Raw genomic sequence first — 21967 nt, forward strand, 5'->3', positions numbered from 1 at the left:
TGCATGCAAGTCGAAAAACAGTCAACTACATGACTGTTTTTTCGTCTGAGGTAGGTACTTACTCAGTATTTTATTTAACATCTGAGGCTTAATTGGTTTAGTTATATAATCATTCATGCCAGCAGCATATGCCATATCATAATCTGAGCTCATCGCATTTGCCGATAGTCCGCATATCACTAGATCATCAAATCCCCGCTGCCTTAACAGTTTGGTCGCTTCATAACCGTCCATTACTGGCATTTGGATATCCATTAAAACAATATCGTATTGAGGTGAATTGACGATCTTTGTAACAGCTTGATGACCATCTTCAGCCACGTCATACGTCAGGCCTAAGTTTGATAACATCTCACAAGCAACAATTTGGTTGATATGATTATCTTCCACTAATAAAACATGGCCACTGAGTTGCGCTGGAACAAGGCTTATTTCTCCCAATTCATCTTTGTTGTACTGCACTTCAACCCCTAAAGCTTGCAATACAAATAAGCTAAAATGCCTTGGCGTAAATGGATGAGAAAGTACTGGTAGATCCCACTTTTGTTGTAATAATGAAGGTAGTGTACTTGGTTGTGTATTAGTGACTAAACCAATTTTGACACCTTTTTCTTTTGCGTTTGCAATGTGTTGATTTAAGACTTTATGGGTTTTAATGTCGTCAATATCCATTAACAACAATGAATTTTCTTTGGTTTGAAAATCAAAACTATCAATTTCAGTTAATGATAAGGATACATAGTCGTTGTCTAATTTTTGCAGATATGAAAGGGGAGTTAAGCCTGAATCGTGGACAGAAACGTGCGCGATGCTAACCGCAAGCCCTAAATCCATAATGCATTTATTCTGATTTTCGGTATCTAATACTAAGTCAACTTTAAAGTGACTTCCGCGATTTACTTCGGACTCAACGGTTATCTTTCCGTCCATCAATTCAACAAGCTGTTTGACAATAGATAAACCCAAACCTGTGCCACCAAACCTTCTGCTGGTAGATTCGTCCGCTTGAGTGAATGGATTAAAAATATTGTTAAGCTGTTTTTCTTCCATGCCAATACCGGTGTCTTTTACCGATATTTTCAAACAAATTTTATTATTACCTAAAGACGCAAAGTCTATGTTGATAATGACTGAACCATTGCGGGTAAATTTGACCGCATTAGTGCATAAGTTAAGCAATACTTGGCTTATTCTCATCGGGTCACCGATAAGCTCCCGAGGCAAAAGAGGGTTCACGATGAAATGAATATTGAGGTTCTTTTCATTGCCTTTTGCAGAAATATTTGCGAGTAAATTTTCGAACATTGATTTGGGTGAAAATTTAACTTTTTCTATATCCAGTTTGCCTGCTTCAATCTTAGAAAAATCGAGAATATCATTAATTAAATTCAATAAAATATGGGTTGAATAAGCTACTTTTTCTAAGTTCGCTCTCTGCTCTTCATCCAGTTTCGATTTTAACACTATATCGACTAAGCCAATGATACCATTCATAGGAGTTCGGATTTCATGACTCATATTAGCAAGAAAGATGCTTTTGGTTGCCAACGCCCGCTCAGCTTTCTTAGTTGATATTGCCAACTCTTTGTTTAATTTTTCTTGTTGGGCATTCAATTGTTTTGATTGCTCTAAAAGCTCTTGGGTCTGTATGTTCTTTTCTTGGAATACTTGAGCTGCCGAGGCTAAATCGCCAATCTCGTTATTTCGCCGTCTTTGTATTTTTTTATTGATACCTTTGCCGCTGGCAAGCTGTTTAAATAGCTCAGTCATTTCAGATATTGGCATCATCACCCGATAGGTAAAAAACAACGCAGCTATCACAGCAAGCGCTACACTTATGGCGGCAAAAAGACTATTTCTGCTTTGTGCATCTTTTCCGCTTTGAATAATTTCTGAATTGATTCGTTGTTGGTTGTCGGTGACAAGTTGATTGAGTTCACGGGTTAAGTATAAAAATTCGTTTGCGGAACCTGCCATTACAACGTTAATTAAAAACAAATAGCCACGAGTAATTTGCGAAAGTTGTTTAAAATCAGTGCTTAACTTGCCCAGATCGCTTTCCACGGCTATAAACATTTTTGGGTCTTGAATTGAACTGTTCAAAATATCTTTTGCTTGAGACAGCAAATCATCAAATTCTTTAATAATGACAGGATCTGGTGTTAACAAATATTCTAATGATTTTGTATGTGCCTCAGACAATAGCTGCTTAGCTGTTAACACGTCTTTGTATTGCTCTGCGGAAAGGTTTGTGTTTGTTTGATATTCTTGCAACTGCGTTTGGATAGTAATAAATCGCGTTTTAATGTCATCTTCAAATAGTCGTTCTCTGCGACTTCGTCCTTGCACAACAGTTTCGAAGTTACTTCTATATTCTTCAAGGTGGGCGCGCATTCTGTTAATTCTATCGGTATAGGCTTCTGCCTGTCCATCAGATTGGATTGATGAATTTAACAATGATAGGTTGTTATTGATTTTTTCGTGAATGGAGTCAAAACGCCCGATCACAGAGTCACTTGCAGTTTGTTTAAAAATCAGTACATAACGCTGGATATCAAGAACATCTTTTTCAAGATCTCGAACAAGTCCAACCTTTTCCATTGTTTGTTGGGACAACGTTATACCAGAAAAAAACACTTCCTGATTTTTAGTGGACAAATACGATTGTGCAATTAAGAAAAGTATCAGCGCAGTTAACACTATCGTTATTTGAATTTTTAACGAATTAAACAATTACTTTAGACCTCCAAATGTCTTATGAGCTAATAAATTCGTACCATTTTTGCAGACTATAATCGTAAGTGGGCATAACCGTATTCCAAACTGCTACATTTGAGAATCGCGTTTCGTAATTCCCACCGGAACGAATATCGCCTTTTTTCACTGATATATTGCCATCAGTCCCTTGCAAGTCGTGAATCGCGGCTAAACCGCGATACCAATAATCCCATTCTGCCTGACTTAAAAACTTAGCTGAACGTTGTGGGTTAGAAATATAGTAACCTTGTTTGGCGATAAAAGCCCCAGGCCAACCAGATAACCACCAATTCATATAATCATAGGCCGCATCTTTCTTACTCGCGGAAATCGCAGATGACATGCACATGACACCGTGCCAGCCCCTATAACCTTCTTTAGGAGCGGCAAATGAGACAGGTACATTTTGTCCGTTCAATGCAGATACTGCAGGTGAGAACATACTTTCAATGTGAACTCGGTCAGAGCGCATAAAATCAACTGACTCGGGAACAGACGTCCAAAAGCCGCTAAAGTGATTTTGGTGCTTTAGGTCAATTAGGTAATCAAACAATATGTCTAATTCGCGCTTAGACATTGCACCTATGTCGTTGAACGTCAGAACACCTTGGGCTTGGGCCGCTAAGGCTAAGTCAAAGATGCCAATAGTTGGCGCATTGACAATGCCTACCTTTCCTCTATTTTTGGCGTCCAACAACCAACCCCAGCTTTCGGTTTCGTATGGAACTCCTTGAGGTATTTTGTTGGTGTTGTAACCAAAAGAATCGACATTGTGTACGTATGGTAAAAAACTAATCTTGTCGGTGTGATCTGTACCTAAACTGCCGTCGTCTTGTACGTGTAGAATTTTAAACGGGGCATCCCCTGCACCAATTTTAGCGCTATCAGTGATTTTGCCCGTTTTGGTTAATGAGTTGATCTCATTCCAGTGCGTAATTCTGTTTTTATCTATGGCTTGGATAGCTCCCGCTGCCCAAAGCACATTGATACTATTTGACCATTGCTCGTATAAATCAAAAGAACTAGGGTCCATTGAGGCTTTTTGCATGACTGCTGCGCTGCCCCTAGCTTCAAACACTAAATCGATACCTAGGTCCTGCATGGCTTGCTCGCGCAACTCGTTTTGCAAAGTTACATGGGTACCAAGCACCTTTAATACGGTTTTCGTTCGGGCAAACACATAAGGCGCCTTGCTAAGAAGCACGGCGCTAGCACCACTTTTAGCTAACGTTTTTAGGGTATTGCGTTTGGTTTTATCCAAAAGCTTGGGATTCTTTTCCATGGAAACTAGTCGTTTAGTTTTAATACCTAAACGTTAGAGTAATTTGGCAGGTTTTACCATTAAACAATGGTATAAAAATACAACTAAATTCGTTTATTTATTACTGTTCTTCACGATAAAGCTTTTGTTCAAATTTTAGTGTTTGCTGTACTTTATTCTGTTGTAAAGAAATATTGAAGCGGTAATGATCTTCATGCTCGAAGGGCATCGAAGCCAAATAATATATGGCTTCTCCCTCGACTACCGGTTTAAAAGTAAGTTCTATAGTGGTGCCCAGCAGGTTTCTTGCGGTGCCGCTAATATCTACTTTTTGAGCCTGGTCGTTTTGTCTATTAATAACAGAAATATTAATTAGCGTATTATTTGGGCTACGAACAATCCCATTCGCCCGAGCGATTTCGGGCGTCAAAAAAGTTGTATTAAAGGCGATGTAATGCACATCCCAATCACCCAAAACCTTTTTCTGTTCAGCCGATGCAAAACTAGCAAACACTATTAGTGAAATACAAATAACCCGATAAAACATTTTATCTTCCTAAAATAGTCGCATGATAAAAAGCAAAAAGATGATTAATATCATAGGTGATAAATCAAGCCCACCGATAGGCGGTATGATGCGTCTTATGGGGGCAATCATAGGTTCAGTTAATTGCTGGAATAAGAATTCAAGAGGGTTGTTGCCTTGACTTACCCAACTTAAGATCGCGCGAATAATTAACACATATATAATTAATTGAACCCCTTCAACAAGCAGCATTACCAAGGCGTTTTTCAATATCCAAAAAACATTGGTTAACATGAATCCATTAATCGCAGCAATCACCCATATGTTGGCCAACGCAATGACCAGCGCAAATACAAAAGTCGCGGTATCAAATCTGCCAATAGATGGAATAACTCTGCGTAATGGACCTATTATTGGATGTGTCACTTTGACTATGAATTGACTCAAAGGGTTATAAAAGTCAGCTTGGGCTAATTGTAGCCAAAGTCTTAACATGACGACCATCAAGTAGAGCTTAAAAATTGTTTCAACCAAAAAAGCCACGGCTTCCATAAATATTGATACCTTTAAAATTGTTTAGACATTTGTTGGGCACGACTAATTGCAGCATCCATCGCTGTTGCGACAATTGACGGCAAATCACTAGTTTGAAAGCTCTCGATAGCTTGATTAGTTGTACCACCTTTTGAAGTAACTTGGGCTCTAAGCTCGCCAATTTCAAGGTGTTCATTGTGACAAACCATTTCAGCTGCGCCCAACATTGCTTGTTGGACTAGTTTTCTGCTGTCTTGTTGGCTCATTCCCAACGACACAGCATGATTCTGCATTGATTCTAAGAATAAGAAAAAATAGGCTGGGCTGCTGCCTGCTGTGGCAATAACGATATCTATGTCGGATTCTTTGGATACCCACAATGTTTCACCAACACTGCCCATCATCTGATCTACAAACTCTTTTAAATCAGCGGCAAGGGTATCGGGGGCATACAAACCTGTCATGCCTTTACTTAATAGGCTAGGTGTATTTGGCATCGTTCTAACCAAATCGTAATTACCGCCAAGCATTTCCAGCAAACGTGCGTGACTTATTCCCGCAGCAATGGACACAAATAGCTTGCCGTTTAAATCTAGTTTGCTGGCTAAATCTTGGCAAACTGTTTCCATCAGTTGAGGTTTAACCGCAAGCACTATGACATTGGCTTGTTTAACGGCATCTTGGTTGTCTTGGGTGATATTCACCCCTAATTCAGACTGTAAACTTTCTAATTTGCCGATAGATGGATTACTGGCAATGATTTTCTTTGGATCATATCCCGATTTTACCAGACCGGAGATAATCGAACGTGTCATGTTACCTGCGCCAATAAACGCAATGGTTTTTTCACTCATAAATTATTGTCTCTTAGGTTGTGTAATTGCGGGCACCAAATATGGCTGTTCCTACCCGTACCATAGTACTTCCATTTAGCACTGCTGGTTCTATATCTGCACTCATGCCCATGGATAATGTGTCAACTGATTCATAAGAGTGTTGTAAGTCGACGAAAAGTTGGTGCATGTGTTGATAGGTGTTAACCAGTTCTTGTGCAGATTGTGAAGCTTTGGGAATTGTCATTAATCCTCTAAGCGTTAAGTTGGGTAGTGTATCAATTAGCGCGGCTAGTGTCTCAATTTCATTAGGTAAAACCCCAGCTTTACTTTCTTCAGCGTTGATATTTACCTGAATTAACACATTTAATTTTTTGTGCGCACTACGGTGATTATTTAAGCGTTTCGCGATTTTTTCTCGATCGACACTTTGCACCCAGTCGAAATTCTCTGCTACGGGTTTACTTTTATTTGATTGAATGGGGCCAATAAAGTGCCATTCAATATCTTTAAGCTCTTGCAATTCCTGAACTTTTTCGACACCCTCTTGCACATAGTTTTCGCCGAATGATCGGTGTCCTGCTTCATACGCAAGGACGATATCAGATACCGGTTTTGTTTTACTCACTGCTAGTATTTGCACTGAATTTGGCGCACGATTAGCTTTATTTAATGCCATAGTTAGGCTTTTATGTGCGCTTTTGAGACGTTCTGCTATTGTTTCCATGAGCCACTATTTAGACGGAGAATCGTATTTTGGATATTACCGAACTTTTAGCTTTTAGTGTTAAGAATAATGCATCAGATTTACATCTATCAGCGGGGTTGCCACCGATAATACGTGTAGACGGTGAAATTCGCCGTTTAAATGTGCCGGAATTGGATCATAAACAGGTACATGCGTTGGTTTACGAAATCATGAACGATAAACAACGTAAAGAATACGAAGAAAATTTGGAAGTGGATTTTTCTTTTGAAGTAAAAGATTTATCTCGATTTCGTGTCAATGCCTTTGTGCAAAACCGAGGCGCAGCGGCGGTACTAAGGACTATCCCGAGTAAAGTACTCACTTTGGATGATTTGGGCGCTCCGGCTATTTTCAAAGATATTATTAATCAGCCTACAGGTATAGTGTTGGTTACCGGGGCAACAGGTTCGGGGAAAAGTACGACCTTGGCGGCGATGATAGATCACATCAATACTAGTAAAAGAGAGCACATTCTAACCATTGAAGATCCCATTGAATTTGTCCATCAAAACAAACTTTGTGTACTCAACCAGCGTGAAGTGCATCGGGATACTCACAGTTTTAATAATGCGCTGCGATCTGCATTACGGGAAGATCCCGATGTGATACTGGTGGGTGAATTGCGGGACTTAGAAACCATTCGCTTGGCGATCTCCGCTGCCGAAACAGGCCATTTGGTATTTGCAACTTTACATACCAACTCAGCACCTAAGACCATAGATAGAATCATTGACGTATTTCCGGCTGAAGAAAAGTCGATGGTACGCTCCATGCTCTCAGAGTCTTTGCGAGCGGTAATTTCTCAAACATTGTTGAAGAAGGTGGGCGGCGGCCGAATTGCAGCTCATGAGATTATGATAGGGATTCCAGCAATTCGTAATTTGATCCGTGAAGATAAGGTTCCGCAAATGTATTCGGTAATTCAAACCGGTCAGGCCCATGGAATGCAAACCATGGATCAATGTTTACAACGTCTCGTTGCTCAAGGCGTGATAACCGCCCAAGATGCGGCGTCTAAATCTGTTGATAAACAACCAAAAATTGGTTTCTAGGAGTATCCAATGGACTTAAATCCTTATCTGAGAAAAATGGCAGAACAAGGTGCATCAGACTTGTTTATTACAGTTGGCTTTCCCATTAGTGCAAAAATAAATGGGCAAATGACGCCGATCAATGATGAGCGTTTAAGTGAAGAAGCCGCACTTGCACTGGTTCATAACGTTATGAGCGAGAAACAGCAGGACGAATTTAATAACAGTAAAGAGTGTAACTTTGCGATTGCTAGAGATGGCATTGGACGTTTTCGTTGCAGTGCCTTTTGGCAGCGGGATATGGCCGGCATGGTGGTTCGCCGCATCGTTACGCAAATTCCCAAAGCCGATGAGCTGGGCCTACCAGAGATACTTAAAGACGTCATAATGTCCAAGCGAGGACTGTTGTTGTTTGTTGGGGCTACAGGTACCGGTAAATCAACATCCTTAGCTGCATTGATGGGACATCGTAATCAAAACTCAAGAGGCCACATACTGACCATTGAGGACCCTATCGAATTTGTCCACGAACATGCAGGATGTGTGGTGACACAACGGGAAGTGGGCATAGACACTCGTTCGTTCGACGATGCGCTTAAAAGTTCATTGCGACAAGCGCCGGATGTGATTTTGATTGGCGAAATTCGATCTATGGAAACCATGGAATATGCCATGTCATTTGCCGATACCGGGCACTTATGTGTGGCGACTTTACACGCCAACAATGCCAATCAGGCGATTGAACGGATTATGCACTTAGCACCACCAGAGCAGCATGAAAAATTACGTTTCGATTTGAGTTTGAATTTGCGAGCCATTGTTGCACAACAGCTTGTTCCTACGATTGACGGTAAAGGGCGGGTTGCGGCCATCGAAATTTTACTTAACTCGCCATTAGTGACAGATTTAATTCAGCGCAATGAAATTGGTTCGCTCAAAGAAGCAATGAAAAAAGGCAAAGAAATGGGGATGCAAAGCTTTGATATGGCTTTGTATGAATTATATAAACAAGAACGCATTAGCATGGAACAGGCTATCCATCATGCTGATTCACCAAATGACCTGCGTTTAATGATTAAACTGGATACGGAAGAGGGGACAGGTTTAGGTTCACTGTCTAATGTTTCCATTGATATGGATTAGCCTGAATGAAAAAAATTTATTGGCACAATGATCGTTTTCGTATCTACCAGATTAAGCAGCTATTAGATGATAATCACATTCCCAATTTTATTAAGAATGAGTTTGCAATTGGCGCAATCGGGGAATTATCGCCATTAGATGCTATGCCTGAAGTTTGGTTAACTGATGATGCATGGCAACACAAGGCGAATAAATTAATTGAGGAATTCGACGTACAACCTGCAGAGGCAAAAAATTGGGTATGTGAGAAATGCAATGAAGAAAATGAAGGAAGCTTTTCACTGTGTTGGAATTGTGGCAATAGTATCACTGCCACGGCAAACACATTATAATTTTACTGTGACATAAAACTTTCTAAGATTAAGCATGCAGAAGCGCTATCTACCTTGCCTTTAGTGAGCTTTTTAAACCCTCCCATTTCAAACAATCGTGCTTTTGCATCTACAGTGGTTAGACGCTCGTCAAGAGTTTGCACTGGGACTTTAAATTTTGCGTGTAGCCTGTTCGCAAACTTTTGCGCCCTAAACGTCATCTCTTGTTTGCTACCGTCCATATTTAAAGGCAGCCCAACGACCACTAAATGGGGTTGCCATTGTTCATAGACTTTATTTACCAGCTCCCAATCAGGAATACCATCACGGGCATGAATTGCCTCTAACGGCGAAGCTGTACCGGTAATTTCTTGGCCAATAGCAACACCAATACTTTTGGTTCCAAAATCAAAACCCAATAAGGTTTTAGAGGTGCTTGTCATAATTTTAAACGCCTTTTAAGCATGACCCGCATCCGGACCCAGTTGCCAAACGTCTATGCCAAGTTTGCGAACAGCTTCTTCCCATTTTTTGTGGATAGGGACGTCGAATAATAATTCCTCATCCGCTTCCACTATCAACCATGAATTGTTTTGCACTTCTTCTTCAAGTTGCCCCGCAGTCCAACCGGCGTAACCTAGGGTCACTAAGGATTTAGCTGGGGCTTTTTCATTACCAAGCGCCGATAGTATATCTTTGGAGGTGGTGATCATGATTTCCGATGTGAGTTGTAAACTTGAACTCCAACCTGGTTGGGTTGTGTGCAAGATAAAACCACGGTCTTGACTCACAGGACCGCCAGCCAAAACAATTTCATCTGCTTTTTCTGCCAATACTATGGCGTCTTTATCTGCTTGGGTGATTAATTCTTGTAAGCTCATACCGATCGGCTGATTAATCACCAAACCCATAGCGCCTTTGTCATTGTGTTCACAAATGTAAGTTAGAGAACGGGCAAAATACGGATCATCTAAACTTGGCATTGCGACCAATAAATGATGTTCAAAGCTTTGCATTACTTTCACCTAAACGTTTTTCAATAGCATCGAATAACATACCTGTAATGTTGACATCATATGCGGCTTCAATTTCTTGAACACAAGTGGGACTGGTGACATTAATTTCGGTAATTCGATCGCCTATGACATCAAGGCCTACAAAGATTAAGCCTTTTTCAACCAGCAACGGAGCTATCTTTTCGGCTATTTGTTTATCCGATTCAGACAAGGGTTGTGGTCTTCCTGTTCCGCCAGCGGCTAAATTTCCGCGGGTTTCGCCCTTAGTCGGTAAGCGAGCAAGACAATAGGGAACAACCTGTCCATCAATAATCAGTATTCGTTTGTCACCGTCTTTTATTTCTGGCATGTAGCGCTGAAACATCGCATAAGTGGAACCATTGTTAGTCAAGGTTTCCATGATCACACCCAAGTTCGTGCCATCTGGGGTGACGCGAAAAATAGATGTACCACCCATACCATCTAATGGTTTACAAATGATGTCCTGATGCTTTTTATGGAATTCACGGATCAACGCTGAATTGCGGGTGACCAATGTATCTGGAATTAAATCTGGGAACCATGAAGTAAACAACTTCTCATTAAAGTCACGTAAACTGGAGGAGCGATTAACGACTAAAGTGCCAGCTTGTTCAGCTAAAGAAAATATATGTGTTGAGTACAGAAATTCACTATCAAAAGGCGGATCTTTGCGCATTAAAATAACATCAAGCTCTGCCAAGTTGAGATTCTTTGATTCACCTAATTCAAACCACTTTTGTGGGTCTTTGATGACTTTCAAAGGCCGCATTTGTGCCATGGGAACACCGTTATCAATGTACAGGTCAGACATTTCCATATAGGTAATCTCATACCCGCGTTTTTGGGCATCCAAAAGCATCGCAAAACTGGTGTCTTTTTTGATATTTATGCTTTCAATCGGATCCATTACGATCCCGAGTTTAATAGCCAATATTGATCCTTGCTGATTGTTAATATTTCATCATACCTAAGATCTTGTGCTACGACTAAAAATTTCAAGAGAAAGGCAACCTAAAAAATACAGATCTTTTAGAATTGCCAATATATTTACAATCGCAGTTCACTAACCTGCAAAAATAAGTGCTGTTAATGATGTTAATAGTTGGCTGTATTTATTTTTGCTTTATTGGCAGTGGGCAAACAAATCAGTACTAAAATAACGCTCTGCAGTATCGGCGAACAAGGTCACAATTCTTTTGCCTTTATTTTCTGCTAGTGCAGCTAATCTCATGGCTGCACATACTGCGGCACCTGATGAAATGCCTACTGGAATTCCTTCAACTCTGGCTAACATTCTGGCGTATTCAACGGCATCATCGTCACTGATAGTCTGTATGTCATCAATTACGCTTACATCTAAAATATCCGGGATATGACCAGAGCTAAGTCCTTGAATTTTATGCACGCCACTTTTCCCTTCACTTAACACCGGACAAGCGCTGGGTTCCACTGCAACAATTTGGATGTTCGAATTAAGTTGTTTGAGGGCTTTGGCAATACCAGTAATAGTGCCTCCTGTGCCTACACCGGCAACAAATATATCAATATTTCCGCCGCTGTCTCGCCAAATTTCCTGAGCAGTGGTATTAAAGTGGGTGTCCACATTGGCTTGATTTGAAAATTGATTTAACGAAACCGCGTTTGGCTGCTGGCTAACCAATAATGCCGCATGGTCAATGGCACCTTTAGTACCTAGCGCTTTAGGTGTGGTAATAACTTCTGCGCCATATAAACGGATTAACTTTCTACGTTCGATCGACATGTGTTCTGGAATAACAATAGTTAATGGAATTTGTCGGATTGCGCAAATCCACGCACATGCCACCCCGTTATTACCCGATGTTGCTTCAATGATGTGGGTATCTGCTGTGAACTCATCCGAGGCCATTAACGCATCTATCATCGCCAAAGCTGGACGATCTTTGACAGAGCCAGCAGGATTAAAATATTCCACCTTGGCAACCAGATCACATTCGAGCCCGGCATTTTCAATAATGCGTGACAATCTAACTAACGGCGTATTGCCAATTGTTTGGGTAATATCGCCATGTATGTTTTCGGTTAAAGTCGCTTGCGGTTGAATGATGTTTTGTCTTGCCAACATAATCGTTGTATCCATTGTGATTTTTAATTAGTTTGACATGCAAAAAAAGTAAAAAATTCTAAAATATTTCACTTATTTACTTTATATTAGAATTTAATTCTAATTTGTAAGGTAATTAACATTGTGGATGCTATAGATAAGCGCATTTTGCGATTAATGCAACAAGACGTAACTCTTTCAGTAAGTCATATAGCTGAACAGGTCGGTTTGAGCAATACACCCTGTTGGAGACGTATTCAGTTACTTGAAAAACAAGGTGTAATCAACCGACGTGTGGCCTTGTTGAACAGTGAAAAAGTTGGGTTAAACGTCACCGCATTTGTGCAAGTAAAAGCCGGAAAACATGATGATAAATGGCTCAAAATGTTTGCTGTACATGCTAGTAATTTAGAAGAGGTGGTTGAGTTTTATCGTATGAGTGGGGAATACGATTATATGCTCAAAGTGATGGTTAAGGATCTAAAAGCATTTGATGTTTTTTACAAAAAGTTGGTCTCTGGTATCGATTTATCTGACGTCACTTCAAGTTTTGCAATGGAACAAATTAAATATACGACTACCTTACCTATTGTTTAAGCATCGAGTTACTTTGTTTGTAACTCATGTTTTGTTGTTCAAGCATGCCTTAGTGAAAAGCTTAATCAGCTTAAATCATCCAGATTGTGATGATTTGTAATAGCATTATGAAATTTATGTAAACCTGAATCGAGCAAATGAGTGGTAATCTAGCAGCAAGTTAGTCGCTCTAAATGTTCGTTTAAATGAGCATTGACGCGCTTAGATTAAACGCACATGGATGCAATTATGAATCGTTTTTTAAACCGCGCGAGCCCGAGCATTTTTGCTTCGCTAGTCATACTGATGATGACAATGAATGGTTGCGAAGGTAACAGCTCCTCAGCCACTCATGCCGACGATAAATTTCCTGATTTTCGCGTGCAATTTGACACCGAACTACTAACACAAATATACACAGCAGATCCTTCAGCACATGTGTTTGAAGACGCTATCTATGTTTACCCCTCCCACGATATCGAATCAGGAATTGAAAGAAGCGCTGATGGTGCTAGGTTTGCTATGCGAGATTATAGAGTTATCTCTATTAACCCCAAAGGCGAGGTAACCCTACACGAGGAAGCATTGTCATTAGACTCCATTGCTTGGGCGAAAAAGCAGCTATGGGCACCAGATGCAGCCTATAAAAATGGAAAGTATTATCTTTATTTTCCGGCTAAGGATGAGCAGGATATATTTAGAGTGGGCGTAGCCATGAGTGATACTCCCAGCGGCCCTTTTATTGCTCAAGCCGAGCCAATCAAAGATGTTTACAGTATTGATCCTGCGGTATTTGCTGATACTGATGGCAGCTATTACCTTTACGTTGGAGGTATTTGGGGAGGCCAACTGCAACGATGGCAAATGGGCCATTATTCGCCCCACGACACATATCCAAACGATGATGAGCCAGCGCTAATGCCTAAAGTGGCTATGCTATCCAACGATATGCTGAGTATCGAAGGCCAATTGCAAGATGTTGTATTACTGAATAAAGATGGCAGTCCGCTCAAAGCAGGAGATAACCAGAAACGATTCTTTGAGGCGGCGTGGGTGCATAAATACCAAGGCAAATATTACTTTTCTTATTCAACCGGTGATACTCATAAAATAGCCTATGCGGTGGGCGACAATCCTATGGGACCCTTTGTTTACCAAGGAGTTGTTTTAAATCCAGTTGTGGGTTGGACCAATCATCACTCGATTGTGGAATATGCGGGTCAATGGTATTTGTTTTATCACGATAGCAAATTATCGAAAGGACAAACCCATTTGCGTAGCGTAAAAATGACTAAGCTAACGCATTTAGCCGACGGCAGTATCGAGACCATTGAACCTTATCCGATTAATTAATCTAGTAATGGTTTTATCTTAATTATTTTTTATTTCCAAAATTAGAGCCTTATCTATACTCTATCGATTAACAACTCTTTAACAGTGTTATGTGATTGAAAGGCAATAGGATAATTTTCGGCTGCCGAGTAAAAATCAACTAAAACAATCAGGAGCTTCCGTTGGTACAAGAAAAAGAAAATATGTTGTTCATCATTATGGTGAGTTGTGTGGCGACTATAGGCGGCTTTTTATTTGGTTTCGACAGCGGGGTGATAAACGGTACCGTTGATGGATTACAAAGCGCATTCAATTCAGACAGCGTTGGCACTGGTTTTAACGTCGCCAGTATGTTGCTGGGTTGTGCAATAGGCGCATTTTCTGCTGGACGATTAGCGGATTTGTTTGGGCGAAAAACAATTTTAATTTTGGCAGCCATATTTTTCATTATCAGTGCTTGGGGTTCTGGAATCGCAGATACTTCTGGTGAGTTCATTGTTTATCGCATTTTAGGCGGTTTGGCTGTGGGCGCAGCGTCGGTTATGGCTCCCGCCTACATCAGTGAAATTGCACCAGCAAGATTCCGCGGCATGCTCACAACCATTCAACAGGTTGCTATCATCAGTGGTTTGTTTGCTGCATTCGTTAGTAACTACTTACTTGCAGATTTGGCCGGTGTATCCACAGCCGATTTATGGATGGGATTTAGTGCTTGGCGTTGGATGTTTTGGATTGAGTTAGTGCCCGCATTTTTATTTTTAGGAAGTTTGTTACTGATTCCAGAAAGCCCACGTTTTTTAGTGATAAAAAAGCAATTACCTAAAGCCAAAGAGGTACTTATCCGCTTATATGGTGCAGGCGCAGGAGAGCAAAAGTTAATTGAAATTGAGGCGTCCTTAGCAGATGACCATCAACCTAAATTAGCTGACTTAATGGATAAGAGCTCAGGAAAAGTAAGAAAAATTGTATGGGTAGGTATTGGTTTAGCTGTATTTCAACAGCTGGTCGGCATCAATGTGGTTTTCTATTATGGTGCGGTACTGTGGCAAGCCGTTGGCTTTTCCGAGTCAGACGCGTTACTGATTAATATTATCAGTGGGGCAGTAAGTATTGCAGCTTGTGTTATTACCATGTTGTTAATTGATAAAATTGGACGCAAACCTTTATTAACTTTAGGGTCTATGGGCATGACATTGACTTTAGGGTTAATGGTTTTTTGTTTCGCAACTGCAGATTTCGATGCTAACGGCAATTTAGATTTAGGCAGCTTAGGAACCTTGGCGTTGGTGTCTGCTAATGCATATGTGTTCTTCTTTAACCTCTCATGGGGACCGGTAATGTGGGTAATGTTGGGAGAAATGTTCCCTAATCAAATTCGCGGTTCTGGTTTGGCGGTTGCTGGACTATTTCAGTGGGGCGCTAACTTTGCCATTACCATGACCTTCCCAATTATGTTGACTAGTATTGGCTTAGCGGGCGCTTATGGTTTTTACGCCGTATGTGCGCTGATATCTGTACTGTTTGTGATTAAATTAGTACATGAAACCAAAGGTACTGAATTGGAAGACATGGTTGGATAAGAACTGACTTTTGATTTTGTAGGGTGCAATTAGTTTGCACCCTTTTTGTTTTTAGAGACTTCAAAGAGGATAGATATTATGCGCGTTAAAAATTGCGTAAACATAGTTGCCGTATTGGCTGTGACATTTGTGTTTTGCATGTCTGCACAAGCCAAACAATTTAAACTTTTAGTGTTTAGCAAAACGGCTGGTTTTCATCATACTTCAGTGAATCAAGCAATAAATGCGCTAACTAAAATGTCTGAAAAGCATCATTTTGATATGGATTGGCACGAAGATGCTAATGTATTTAATCAAAAAGATCTTGCTCAGTATGATGTTGTCATGTTTTTACTTACCACCGGTGACATTCTAAATTCGTCACAACAGCAAGCATTTGAACAATTTATCCAATCTGGCAAGGGATATGTGGGTGTGCATAGCGCCAGTGACACTGAATACGATTGGCCATGGTATGGGAAGTTAGTTGGCCGACAGTTTGTGATTCATCCGCTTATTCAGACCGCTGAGTTGGCGGTGATTGATCGCACTTTTCCAGGCTTGGAGATGATGCCTGATGTGTCATTATGGACAGATGAGTGGTATCAGTTTGGTCCAGAGTTAAGTAGCAACTTGAATTATATTTTGCAGGTAGACGAATCAACTTACTCTCCACAAGCCGATTGGGGAAGAGTTAAAGGCGATGGAATGGGAGAGTTTCATCCCATTGCTTGGTATCAGGAAATGGATGGTGGTCGTGCTTTTTATACCAGCTTAGGGCATTTGCCAGCAGTCTATGAAAATAGTGCGTTTCTGGAGCACTTATTTGGCGGGATTTACTGGGCATCTACTGGTAAAGGTATTCGTCAATAAGTTGGCTGCTAAGCCCATGGTCGATAAATAAAATGATGAGTTAAGCATTCTGCGCACATAAAAAAGGCCTCGAATTAAGAGGCCTTGTTGATCATTGAGGTGTAATCAGTAGAACATTACTGATTAACCATAAAGCACACGATTCACTTTATTTTCTAGTAATTCTTGCTGTCCACTTTGATGTTTTGGATCCAACGAGTTATCAACCGCAAACTTGGCTAATGACTCCAACGAGTGCTCTCCACCGATAATTTCTTTACCTAAGTTCTTGTTCCAGCCTGCATAACGTTCTTTGACTTTAGCGGACAAGAAATCATTATTTATAATTTCAGCAGCTTTTTTCAAACCCAACGCCATGTGATCCATGCCGCCAATATGTCCGTGGAATAAATCTATAGGATCAGAACTTTGTCTACGCAATTTTGTATCGAAATTCAAACCGCCTGTGGTAAAACCTCCGGCTTTAAGCACTTCATACATAATCAGTGACAATTCTTCTACTGCATTAGGGAATTGATCTGTATCCCAACCATTTTGAGCGTCACCACGGTTTGCGTCTATGCTTCCAAAGATACCTAAGGATACAGCTGTGGCAATTTCATGATGGAAAGAGTGACCGGCTAAGGTTGCGTGGTTCGCTTCGATATTCATCTTGAACTCTTGCTCTAAACCATACTGTTTTAAGAAGCCGTAAACCGTTGCACTGTCATAATCATACTGATGCTTCGTTGGCTCTTGTGGTTTAGGTTCAATTAACAAGGCCCCTTTAAATCCGATTTTATGTTTATGCTCAACTACCATTTGCATAAATCGACCGAGTTGGGCGCGCTCTTGACGTAAATCGGTGTTTAATAGGGTTTCATAACCTTCACGGCCGCCCCATAAAACGTAGTTTTCACCGCCAAGTCGCTTGGTTGCATTCATGGCATGAAAGACTTGAGTTGCACCGTAGGTGAACACTTCTGGATTCGGGTTTGTTGCCCCACCAGCTGCGTACCTCGGGTTACTGAACAAGTTAGCTGTGCCCCATAATAACTTGACGCCTGATTCTTCTTGCTTGGCTTCTAACACATCCACCATTTGCGCAAAGTTTTCAGTATATTCTTTGATAGAGTTACCTTCTGGGGAAACGTCTATATCGTGAAAGCAATAGAAAGGAACATTCAGTTTGTTAAAAAACTCAAATGCAACGTCAGCTTTTTGTTTCGCGCGCGCCATGGGGTCACCAGGTTTTAACCAAGGACGACCAAAGGTACCTTGACCAAAAACATCAGCACCATCCCAACAGAAATTATGCCAGTAACACGCTGCAAAACGCAGATGATCTTTCATGCTTTTACCTAGAATGATCTGGTCAGGGTTATAGTGATGAAACGCCAGTGGATTGTCTGAGTCCACTCCTTCATATTTTATCTTTTCAATGTTTTCGAAATATTGGGACATTAGGGTCTCCTGCTAAAAATTAAATAATTACTGCTGCGAATATAGAGTGAATAGTGGATGTTTATTACGCATCTAACAATTACGAATTGTGCTTAGACTTTTGTGCTTTTTGCTCAAAGTTGTCTTAACAAGCTAGATGCGCGCAAACATTTAAAATAGTTCCTTAAGAACTGGGTAAAGTTTCTTAAACTTATCTCGTCGGGGTTTATAAATGGCTACCATGTCTGGATTCGGCTGGTGGATTTCGACAATCTCAGGTTCAGGACATACATCTTCTAATGTCAGTTCAGGGTGGACGGCCATTTTTGCTAGTCTTGCCGCACCTAATGCTGGACCGACGTCACCGCCTTTACGAAATGTAATCTTTGTATTTAATACATCGGCCAATAGTTGACGCCAATACGGGCTTTTTGCGCCACCGCCAATTAAGGTGATTTCAGTCGCCTGAGCACCAGAAGCATGCACTGCCTCCACTCCATCTGCAAAAGCGAAACTCACACCTTCTAAAATGGCGTGAGTGAAACTAGCTTGATTACTTTCATTGGTTAAACCAAAAAAAGTACCTTGTGCATGGGGATTATTGTGAGGTGTTCTTTCTCCGCTCAAATAGGGCAGAAAAATGGGGGCTTGTGTTACATCAAATGCACTTGAGTCAGACTCCAATTCAGCTAGTAGGTCGATCACATTTGATTTTACAACGTCCTCGGCAAACCATTGTAAGCAGCTAGCGGCACTTAACATTACTGACATTAAGTGCCAGGTATTTGGTATGGCATGACAAAAACTATGCACCGCCATTTGAGGGTTGGCTTTAAATCCTTCTGATACTAAAAAGTACACTCCAGATGTACCTAGAGAAATCATTGCTTGGCCAGGTTTTACCAAACCCACTCCCACTGCGCCGGCAGCATTATCACCACCGCCTGCGATTACAGGTACAGATTGCATATTCCAACGCTCTGCTAAATGCGCACTTAAGTGTCCAGTAATCCCGTTACCTTCATATAATTTGGGCATTTGTTCGATGCTTAAACCACAGGCCGCTAACATATCTTGATGCCAGTCACGAGCCTCAACATCTAGCCACATAGTTCCTGCTGCATCAGACATATCAGAGGCAAAATCTCCGGTTAACAGGAAGCGTAAATAGTCTTTAGGTAATAGTACTTTTGCAATCTTGGCGAACTGCTCAGGTTCATTTTGCTGAACCCACAATAGTTTGGGGGCAGTAAAGCCGGGCATCATCAAATTACCGGTAATTTGGTGGCAATTTGGGATTTGACTTTCCAGTTCTTCGCATTGGGCTTGGCAGCGCCCGTCATTCCATAAAATGGCTGGACGAATGATATTATTTTCGCTATCTAATAAGGTCGCACCATGCATTTGTCCAGATAAGCCAATACTTTTAATTTGCTGCATCTGGTTACGCTTAGCTAATTTTTGCATAGCAGCGTCACAGGCTGACCACCAATGTTGCGGGTCCTGCTCTGACCATAAATGTTTAGGACGAGAAACCTGAAGAGCTTCTGATTCACTATCTATAATATTGCCGATTTCGTCCATTAAAATAATTTTAATGCCCGAAGTGCCTAAATCAACGCCAAGGTACATATTGGTCTCAGTATGTTTAAAAAATGTCTGTGCATCTTTTACGACAGCCCAATTTGTATCAATTATGTTATTTAATTATTAAATTTCGTAATCTGTTGTCTAGGTTCTTTTTACCAAATTTGCTATTAATATAAGCTCAATCAACAAAAACGTAATAAAACTTTTTGTGTAAAGAGGTGTTTGATGTTTAAGGCAAAGCACAGTATTTCATTACTTTTCAATGCGAACAAAGTATATGACCGTCAGGTAATTGAAGGCATAGGCCATTATTTACAGTCATCTAAAGTCGATTGGGATGTTTATCTAGAAGAAGATTTTTTGGCCAGAATTGACAATATTAATGATTGGGTTGGTGATGGGATTATCGCTGATTTTGATGCGCCAACAATTCAAAAAGCCGTTGAAGGTATCAATATTCCGATTATTGGTGTGGGCGGTTCTTACGAAAATGAGAATGATTATCCCAATGTTCCTTATGTTGCTACCGATAATTTGGCTGTGGTGAAATGTGCCTATGAACATTTAAAACAAAAGGGCTTAGAGCGTTTCGCATTTTACGGTTTTCCACCTGATGATAACCATCGTTGGGCCACCGAGCGAGAAAAAGCGGTGGTTAAACTGTGTAAAGAAGATGGCTTCGATTGCGCTATTTATCGTGGACATCCTACTCGTCCAGAAACTTGGCAATATTCTATGAATAGATTATCTGATTGGTTGCAAAGCTTGCCTAATCCAGTCGGTGTTATTTCGGTAACTGATGCACGCGCTCGACATTTACTCCAAGCTTGTGATCATACGGGTAAGTTGGTACCAGACCAGATTTCGATTGTCGGCATAGATGATGACGATATTGCTCGTAATTTGAGTCGAATTAGTTTGAGTTCGGTGACCCAAGGCTGCTTCGAAATGGGCTTTCAAGCTGCCAAATTATTGCATCGTCGTTTAGATAATCCGAATCTTAAAAATAAGATTGTGATGGTTCCTCCTGTCGGTGTTGCGCAAAGACAATCTACCGACTTTAAAGCGTTAAAAGACCCCCATGTGATCCAAGCGATGCATTTTATTCGACAAAATGCTTGTAGAGGTATCAAAGTTGATCAAGTACTTGATTATGTTGGTATTTCTCGCTCAAATTTAGAAACTCGTTTTTATGAAGAACGTGGTCATAGTATTCACAATGAAATCCATAATGAGAAACTGGAAAAAGCGTGCTCTATGTTAAAATCTGGAGAAAATCAAACCTCAGAAATCGCGGCTATGTGCGGCTATCCGTCTCTACAATATATGTACGCTGTGTTCCGCAAACACTTTGATCAAACTCCAAAAGAATACAGGGAGCAACACGCCCAGCAAAGCGCAATTTAATCCTGTAGGGAAGCGGTATTGCCATAATTTTTTGATAGTAAAAATATTGCAAGACCGCCGATTACCCCTGGAGCAACCCAAAAGATGATTTGCGCATCTCCTAAATGGCTAAAAATATGTCGACCGCCAAATGCAATAAACGCAGTATAGGCACCAATTCCTGAGCCGATCATGGCGCTTAAATGCTCGATTATCCATTGCTTTTGAGAATGTTGTTGCTTTAGGCAGAAACGCAGCATGCTAAAACCTATTCCACAGCCCAATATTCCAAAAGTAATATGCAAGGTTGTGTGATTCAACAAACCGTTAACGGTTGTTATACCACCACCTATTATAAGTAATACAAGTGGCATAATATGACTGAACCTGCGCAGCGCTTCAGGGTTGTTTTTGTGTTTTAAAACCGCTTCGCCTTGGCGAATACTGCTATAAGTAATTAAACTCAAGTACAACAGAAACCCCCAAAAAATACGTAAACTGGCCGTGAAGTTTTGCGGATCAGTTTCTTCTGTCATTAAATGGCCTTTTATTGCAAGTGGATCATAGATCACCAGTATTGCCATGAGTGCACCTGAACAAGCAACGGCATACATCGTCCAACTATAGTAGCGACCAAATTTTTTGTGATTAAGACTTCCTTTTAACGAGACTAGAGGAATCCAAAATACAATGAGAGCCATAGTTCCTAAAATGATATGCGCTGAAAATAAAATACTGTGTAAAGTTGCCATTTCAATCTCCAATAAGACAATATGCTAAATTCAAATAATCGATAAACTATCTGATTTAATTTGAATCCAGTTTAGGTATTCTTGATTTTTTGTTTAGTGCCAAAAGTCACAATCTAAAACATGACTTTTGGCCTATAGTGTTCAACTCAAAGATTGTTCATACTCAAGGTATCGAATGGCGTCAGTATCTGGGTTATCACAACCCTATCGTGG

At 40.6% G+C, this 21967-nt stretch carries 21 protein-coding genes; 8 read left to right on the forward strand and 13 right to left on the reverse strand.

Annotation, left to right across the window (positions count from 1 at the left end; genetic code table 11):
• Positions 1-21: 21 nt before the first annotated feature.
• The 6 genes from Q4567_RS12120 to Q4567_RS12145 all read right to left on the reverse strand — a co-directional run bounded on the left by Q4567_RS12120 (position 22) and on the right by Q4567_RS12145 (position 6638).
• Positions 22-2616: an ATP-binding protein gene (locus Q4567_RS12120; RefSeq protein WP_303500531.1), complete on the reverse strand. Its 2595-nt coding sequence runs from the start codon at positions 2614-2616 to the stop codon at positions 22-24.
• A gap of 139 nt (positions 2617-2755) precedes the next feature.
• On the reverse strand, positions 2756-4039 hold the full coding sequence (locus tag Q4567_RS12125; RefSeq protein WP_216046887.1) for a PotD/PotF family extracellular solute-binding protein: 1284 nt from the start codon (positions 4037-4039) through the stop codon (positions 2756-2758).
• Between the two features lie 100 nt (positions 4040-4139).
• Positions 4140-4565, reverse strand: a complete 426-nt coding sequence (locus Q4567_RS12130) for a DUF4426 domain-containing protein (RefSeq protein ID WP_216046886.1) — start codon at positions 4563-4565, stop codon at positions 4140-4142.
• A 9-nt stretch (positions 4566-4574) separates the two neighbouring features.
• Positions 4575-5096 (reverse strand): YggT family protein, encoded by a 522-nt coding sequence (locus Q4567_RS12135; RefSeq protein WP_216046885.1) that lies wholly within the window; start codon positions 5094-5096, stop codon positions 4575-4577.
• 14 nt (positions 5097-5110) lie between these two features.
• Complete coding sequence (proC, locus tag Q4567_RS12140; RefSeq protein ID WP_303500532.1) at positions 5111-5932, reverse strand: pyrroline-5-carboxylate reductase; 822 nt, start codon at positions 5930-5932, stop codon at positions 5111-5113.
• 13 nt (positions 5933-5945) lie between these two features.
• Entirely contained in the window at positions 5946-6638 is a 693-nt protein-coding gene (locus Q4567_RS12145; protein ID WP_216046883.1) for a YggS family pyridoxal phosphate-dependent enzyme, read from the reverse strand.
• A gap of 29 nt (positions 6639-6667) precedes the next feature.
• On the opposite strand from Q4567_RS12145, the gene Q4567_RS12150 reads away from it, so the two are divergent.
• From Q4567_RS12150 to Q4567_RS12160, 3 genes are read left to right on the forward strand one after another with little or no spacing between them, the layout of a single operon-like run.
• Positions 6668-7711, forward strand: a complete 1044-nt coding sequence (locus tag Q4567_RS12150) for a type IV pilus twitching motility protein PilT (protein ID WP_216046882.1) — start codon at positions 6668-6670, stop codon at positions 7709-7711.
• 9 nt (positions 7712-7720) lie between these two features.
• On the forward strand, positions 7721-8833 hold the full coding sequence (locus tag Q4567_RS12155; RefSeq protein ID WP_216046881.1) for a PilT/PilU family type 4a pilus ATPase: 1113 nt from the start codon (positions 7721-7723) through the stop codon (positions 8831-8833).
• 5 nt (positions 8834-8838) lie between these two features.
• Positions 8839-9165, forward strand: a complete 327-nt coding sequence (locus Q4567_RS12160) for a DUF2007 domain-containing protein (protein WP_216046880.1) — start codon at positions 8839-8841, stop codon at positions 9163-9165.
• A gap of 2 nt (positions 9166-9167) precedes the next feature.
• Here the strand turns inward: Q4567_RS12160 and ruvX are convergent, their stop codons facing one another.
• From ruvX to cysK, 4 genes are all read right to left on the reverse strand, one after another.
• On the reverse strand, positions 9168-9587 hold the full coding sequence (ruvX, locus tag Q4567_RS12165; RefSeq protein WP_216046879.1) for a Holliday junction resolvase RuvX: 420 nt from the start codon (positions 9585-9587) through the stop codon (positions 9168-9170).
• Between the two features lie 15 nt (positions 9588-9602).
• A complete protein-coding gene (locus Q4567_RS12170) occupies positions 9603-10160 on the reverse strand; it encodes a YqgE/AlgH family protein (RefSeq protein WP_216046878.1) in 558 nt (185 codons plus the stop codon).
• A complete protein-coding gene (gene gshB, locus Q4567_RS12175; protein ID WP_303500534.1) occupies positions 10147-11112 on the reverse strand; it encodes a glutathione synthase in 966 nt (321 codons plus the stop codon). The genes Q4567_RS12170 and gshB overlap by 14 nt, the downstream gene beginning before the upstream one ends.
• Before the next feature lie 192 nt (positions 11113-11304).
• Positions 11305-12285: a cysteine synthase A gene (gene cysK / locus Q4567_RS12180; protein WP_216046957.1), complete on the reverse strand. Its 981-nt coding sequence runs from the start codon at positions 12283-12285 to the stop codon at positions 11305-11307.
• A 123-nt stretch (positions 12286-12408) separates the two neighbouring features.
• On the opposite strand from cysK, the gene Q4567_RS12185 reads away from it, so the two are divergent.
• The 4 genes from Q4567_RS12185 to Q4567_RS12200 all read left to right on the forward strand — a co-directional run bounded on the left by Q4567_RS12185 (position 12409) and on the right by Q4567_RS12200 (position 16604).
• The gene (locus tag Q4567_RS12185) at positions 12409-12861 is read left to right on the forward strand and encodes an Lrp/AsnC family transcriptional regulator (protein ID WP_303500535.1); all 453 of its coding nucleotides are present in this window, start codon (positions 12409-12411) and stop codon (positions 12859-12861) included.
• A gap of 228 nt (positions 12862-13089) precedes the next feature.
• A complete protein-coding gene (locus Q4567_RS12190; protein WP_252728761.1) occupies positions 13090-14193 on the forward strand; it encodes a glycoside hydrolase family 43 protein in 1104 nt (367 codons plus the stop codon).
• Positions 14194-14354: 161 nt separating this feature from the next.
• The gene (locus Q4567_RS12195) at positions 14355-15752 is read left to right on the forward strand and encodes a sugar porter family MFS transporter (RefSeq protein ID WP_289847857.1); all 1398 of its coding nucleotides are present in this window, start codon (positions 14355-14357) and stop codon (positions 15750-15752) included.
• Positions 15753-15830: 78 nt separating this feature from the next.
• On the forward strand, positions 15831-16604 hold the full coding sequence (locus tag Q4567_RS12200; RefSeq protein ID WP_303500538.1) for a ThuA domain-containing protein: 774 nt from the start codon (positions 15831-15833) through the stop codon (positions 16602-16604).
• Between the two features lie 123 nt (positions 16605-16727).
• On the opposite strand, the gene xylA is transcribed toward Q4567_RS12200, so the two are convergent.
• Together xylA and xylB are read right to left on the reverse strand one after the other, a co-directional pair.
• Positions 16728-18047, reverse strand: a complete 1320-nt coding sequence (gene xylA / locus Q4567_RS12205; protein ID WP_216046874.1) for a xylose isomerase — start codon at positions 18045-18047, stop codon at positions 16728-16730.
• A gap of 150 nt (positions 18048-18197) precedes the next feature.
• Entirely contained in the window at positions 18198-19658 is a 1461-nt protein-coding gene (gene xylB, locus Q4567_RS12210; RefSeq protein ID WP_303500540.1) for a xylulokinase, read from the reverse strand.
• 183 nt (positions 19659-19841) lie between these two features.
• Between xylB and Q4567_RS12215 the strand changes: the two genes are divergently transcribed.
• Positions 19842-21023, forward strand: coding sequence for a DNA-binding transcriptional regulator (locus Q4567_RS12215; protein WP_216046872.1), 1182 nt, complete (start codon positions 19842-19844; stop codon positions 21021-21023).
• On the opposite strand, the gene Q4567_RS12220 is transcribed toward Q4567_RS12215, so the two are convergent.
• Positions 21020-21754 (reverse strand): hypothetical protein, encoded by a 735-nt coding sequence (locus Q4567_RS12220; RefSeq protein ID WP_216046871.1) that lies wholly within the window; start codon positions 21752-21754, stop codon positions 21020-21022. The two genes, Q4567_RS12215 and Q4567_RS12220, sit on opposite strands and share 4 nt — an antisense overlap.
• Positions 21755-21967: the final 213 nt, after the last annotated feature.

Origin of the sequence: Aliiglaciecola sp. 2_MG-2023, assembly GCF_030548145.1 — a bacterium.
GTDB classification, from domain to species: Bacteria; Pseudomonadota; Gammaproteobacteria; order Enterobacterales; family Alteromonadaceae; genus Aliiglaciecola; species Aliiglaciecola lipolytica_A.

Bases quoted from the DNA above. Each gene is read 5' to 3' on its own strand.
- Q4567_RS12125 (WP_216046887.1), bottom strand. From the start codon at position 4,039: ATGGAAAAGAATCCCAAGCTTTTGGATAAAACCAAACGCAATACCCTA.
- Q4567_RS12130 (WP_216046886.1), bottom strand. From the start codon at position 4,565: ATGTTTTATCGGGTTATTTGTATTTCACTAATAGTGTTTGCTAGTTTT.
- Q4567_RS12135 (WP_216046885.1), bottom strand. From the start codon at position 5,096: ATGGAAGCCGTGGCTTTTTTGGTTGAAACAATTTTTAAGCTCTACTTG.
- proC (WP_303500532.1), bottom strand. From the start codon at position 5,932: ATGAGTGAAAAAACCATTGCGTTTATTGGCGCAGGTAACATGACACGT.
- Q4567_RS12145 (WP_216046883.1), bottom strand. From the start codon at position 6,638: ATGGAAACAATAGCAGAACGTCTCAAAAGCGCACATAAAAGCCTAACT.
- Q4567_RS12155 (WP_216046881.1), top strand. From the start codon at position 7,721: ATGGACTTAAATCCTTATCTGAGAAAAATGGCAGAACAAGGTGCATCA.
- Q4567_RS12160 (WP_216046880.1), top strand. From the start codon at position 8,839: ATGAAAAAAATTTATTGGCACAATGATCGTTTTCGTATCTACCAGATT.
- ruvX (WP_216046879.1), bottom strand. From the start codon at position 9,587: ATGACAAGCACCTCTAAAACCTTATTGGGTTTTGATTTTGGAACCAAA.
- Q4567_RS12170 (WP_216046878.1), bottom strand. From the start codon at position 10,160: ATGCAAAGCTTTGAACATCATTTATTGGTCGCAATGCCAAGTTTAGAT.
- cysK (WP_216046957.1), bottom strand. From the start codon at position 12,285: ATGTTGGCAAGACAAAACATCATTCAACCGCAAGCGACTTTAACCGAA.
- Q4567_RS12190 (WP_252728761.1), top strand. From the start codon at position 13,090: ATGAATCGTTTTTTAAACCGCGCGAGCCCGAGCATTTTTGCTTCGCTA.
- Q4567_RS12200 (WP_303500538.1), top strand. From the start codon at position 15,831: ATGCGCGTTAAAAATTGCGTAAACATAGTTGCCGTATTGGCTGTGACA.
- xylA (WP_216046874.1), bottom strand. From the start codon at position 18,047: ATGTCCCAATATTTCGAAAACATTGAAAAGATAAAATATGAAGGAGTG.
- xylB (WP_303500540.1), bottom strand. From the start codon at position 19,658: ATGTACCTTGGCGTTGATTTAGGCACTTCGGGCATTAAAATTATTTTA.
- Q4567_RS12215 (WP_216046872.1), top strand. From the start codon at position 19,842: ATGTTTAAGGCAAAGCACAGTATTTCATTACTTTTCAATGCGAACAAA.
- Q4567_RS12220 (WP_216046871.1), bottom strand. From the start codon at position 21,754: ATGGCAACTTTACACAGTATTTTATTTTCAGCGCATATCATTTTAGGA.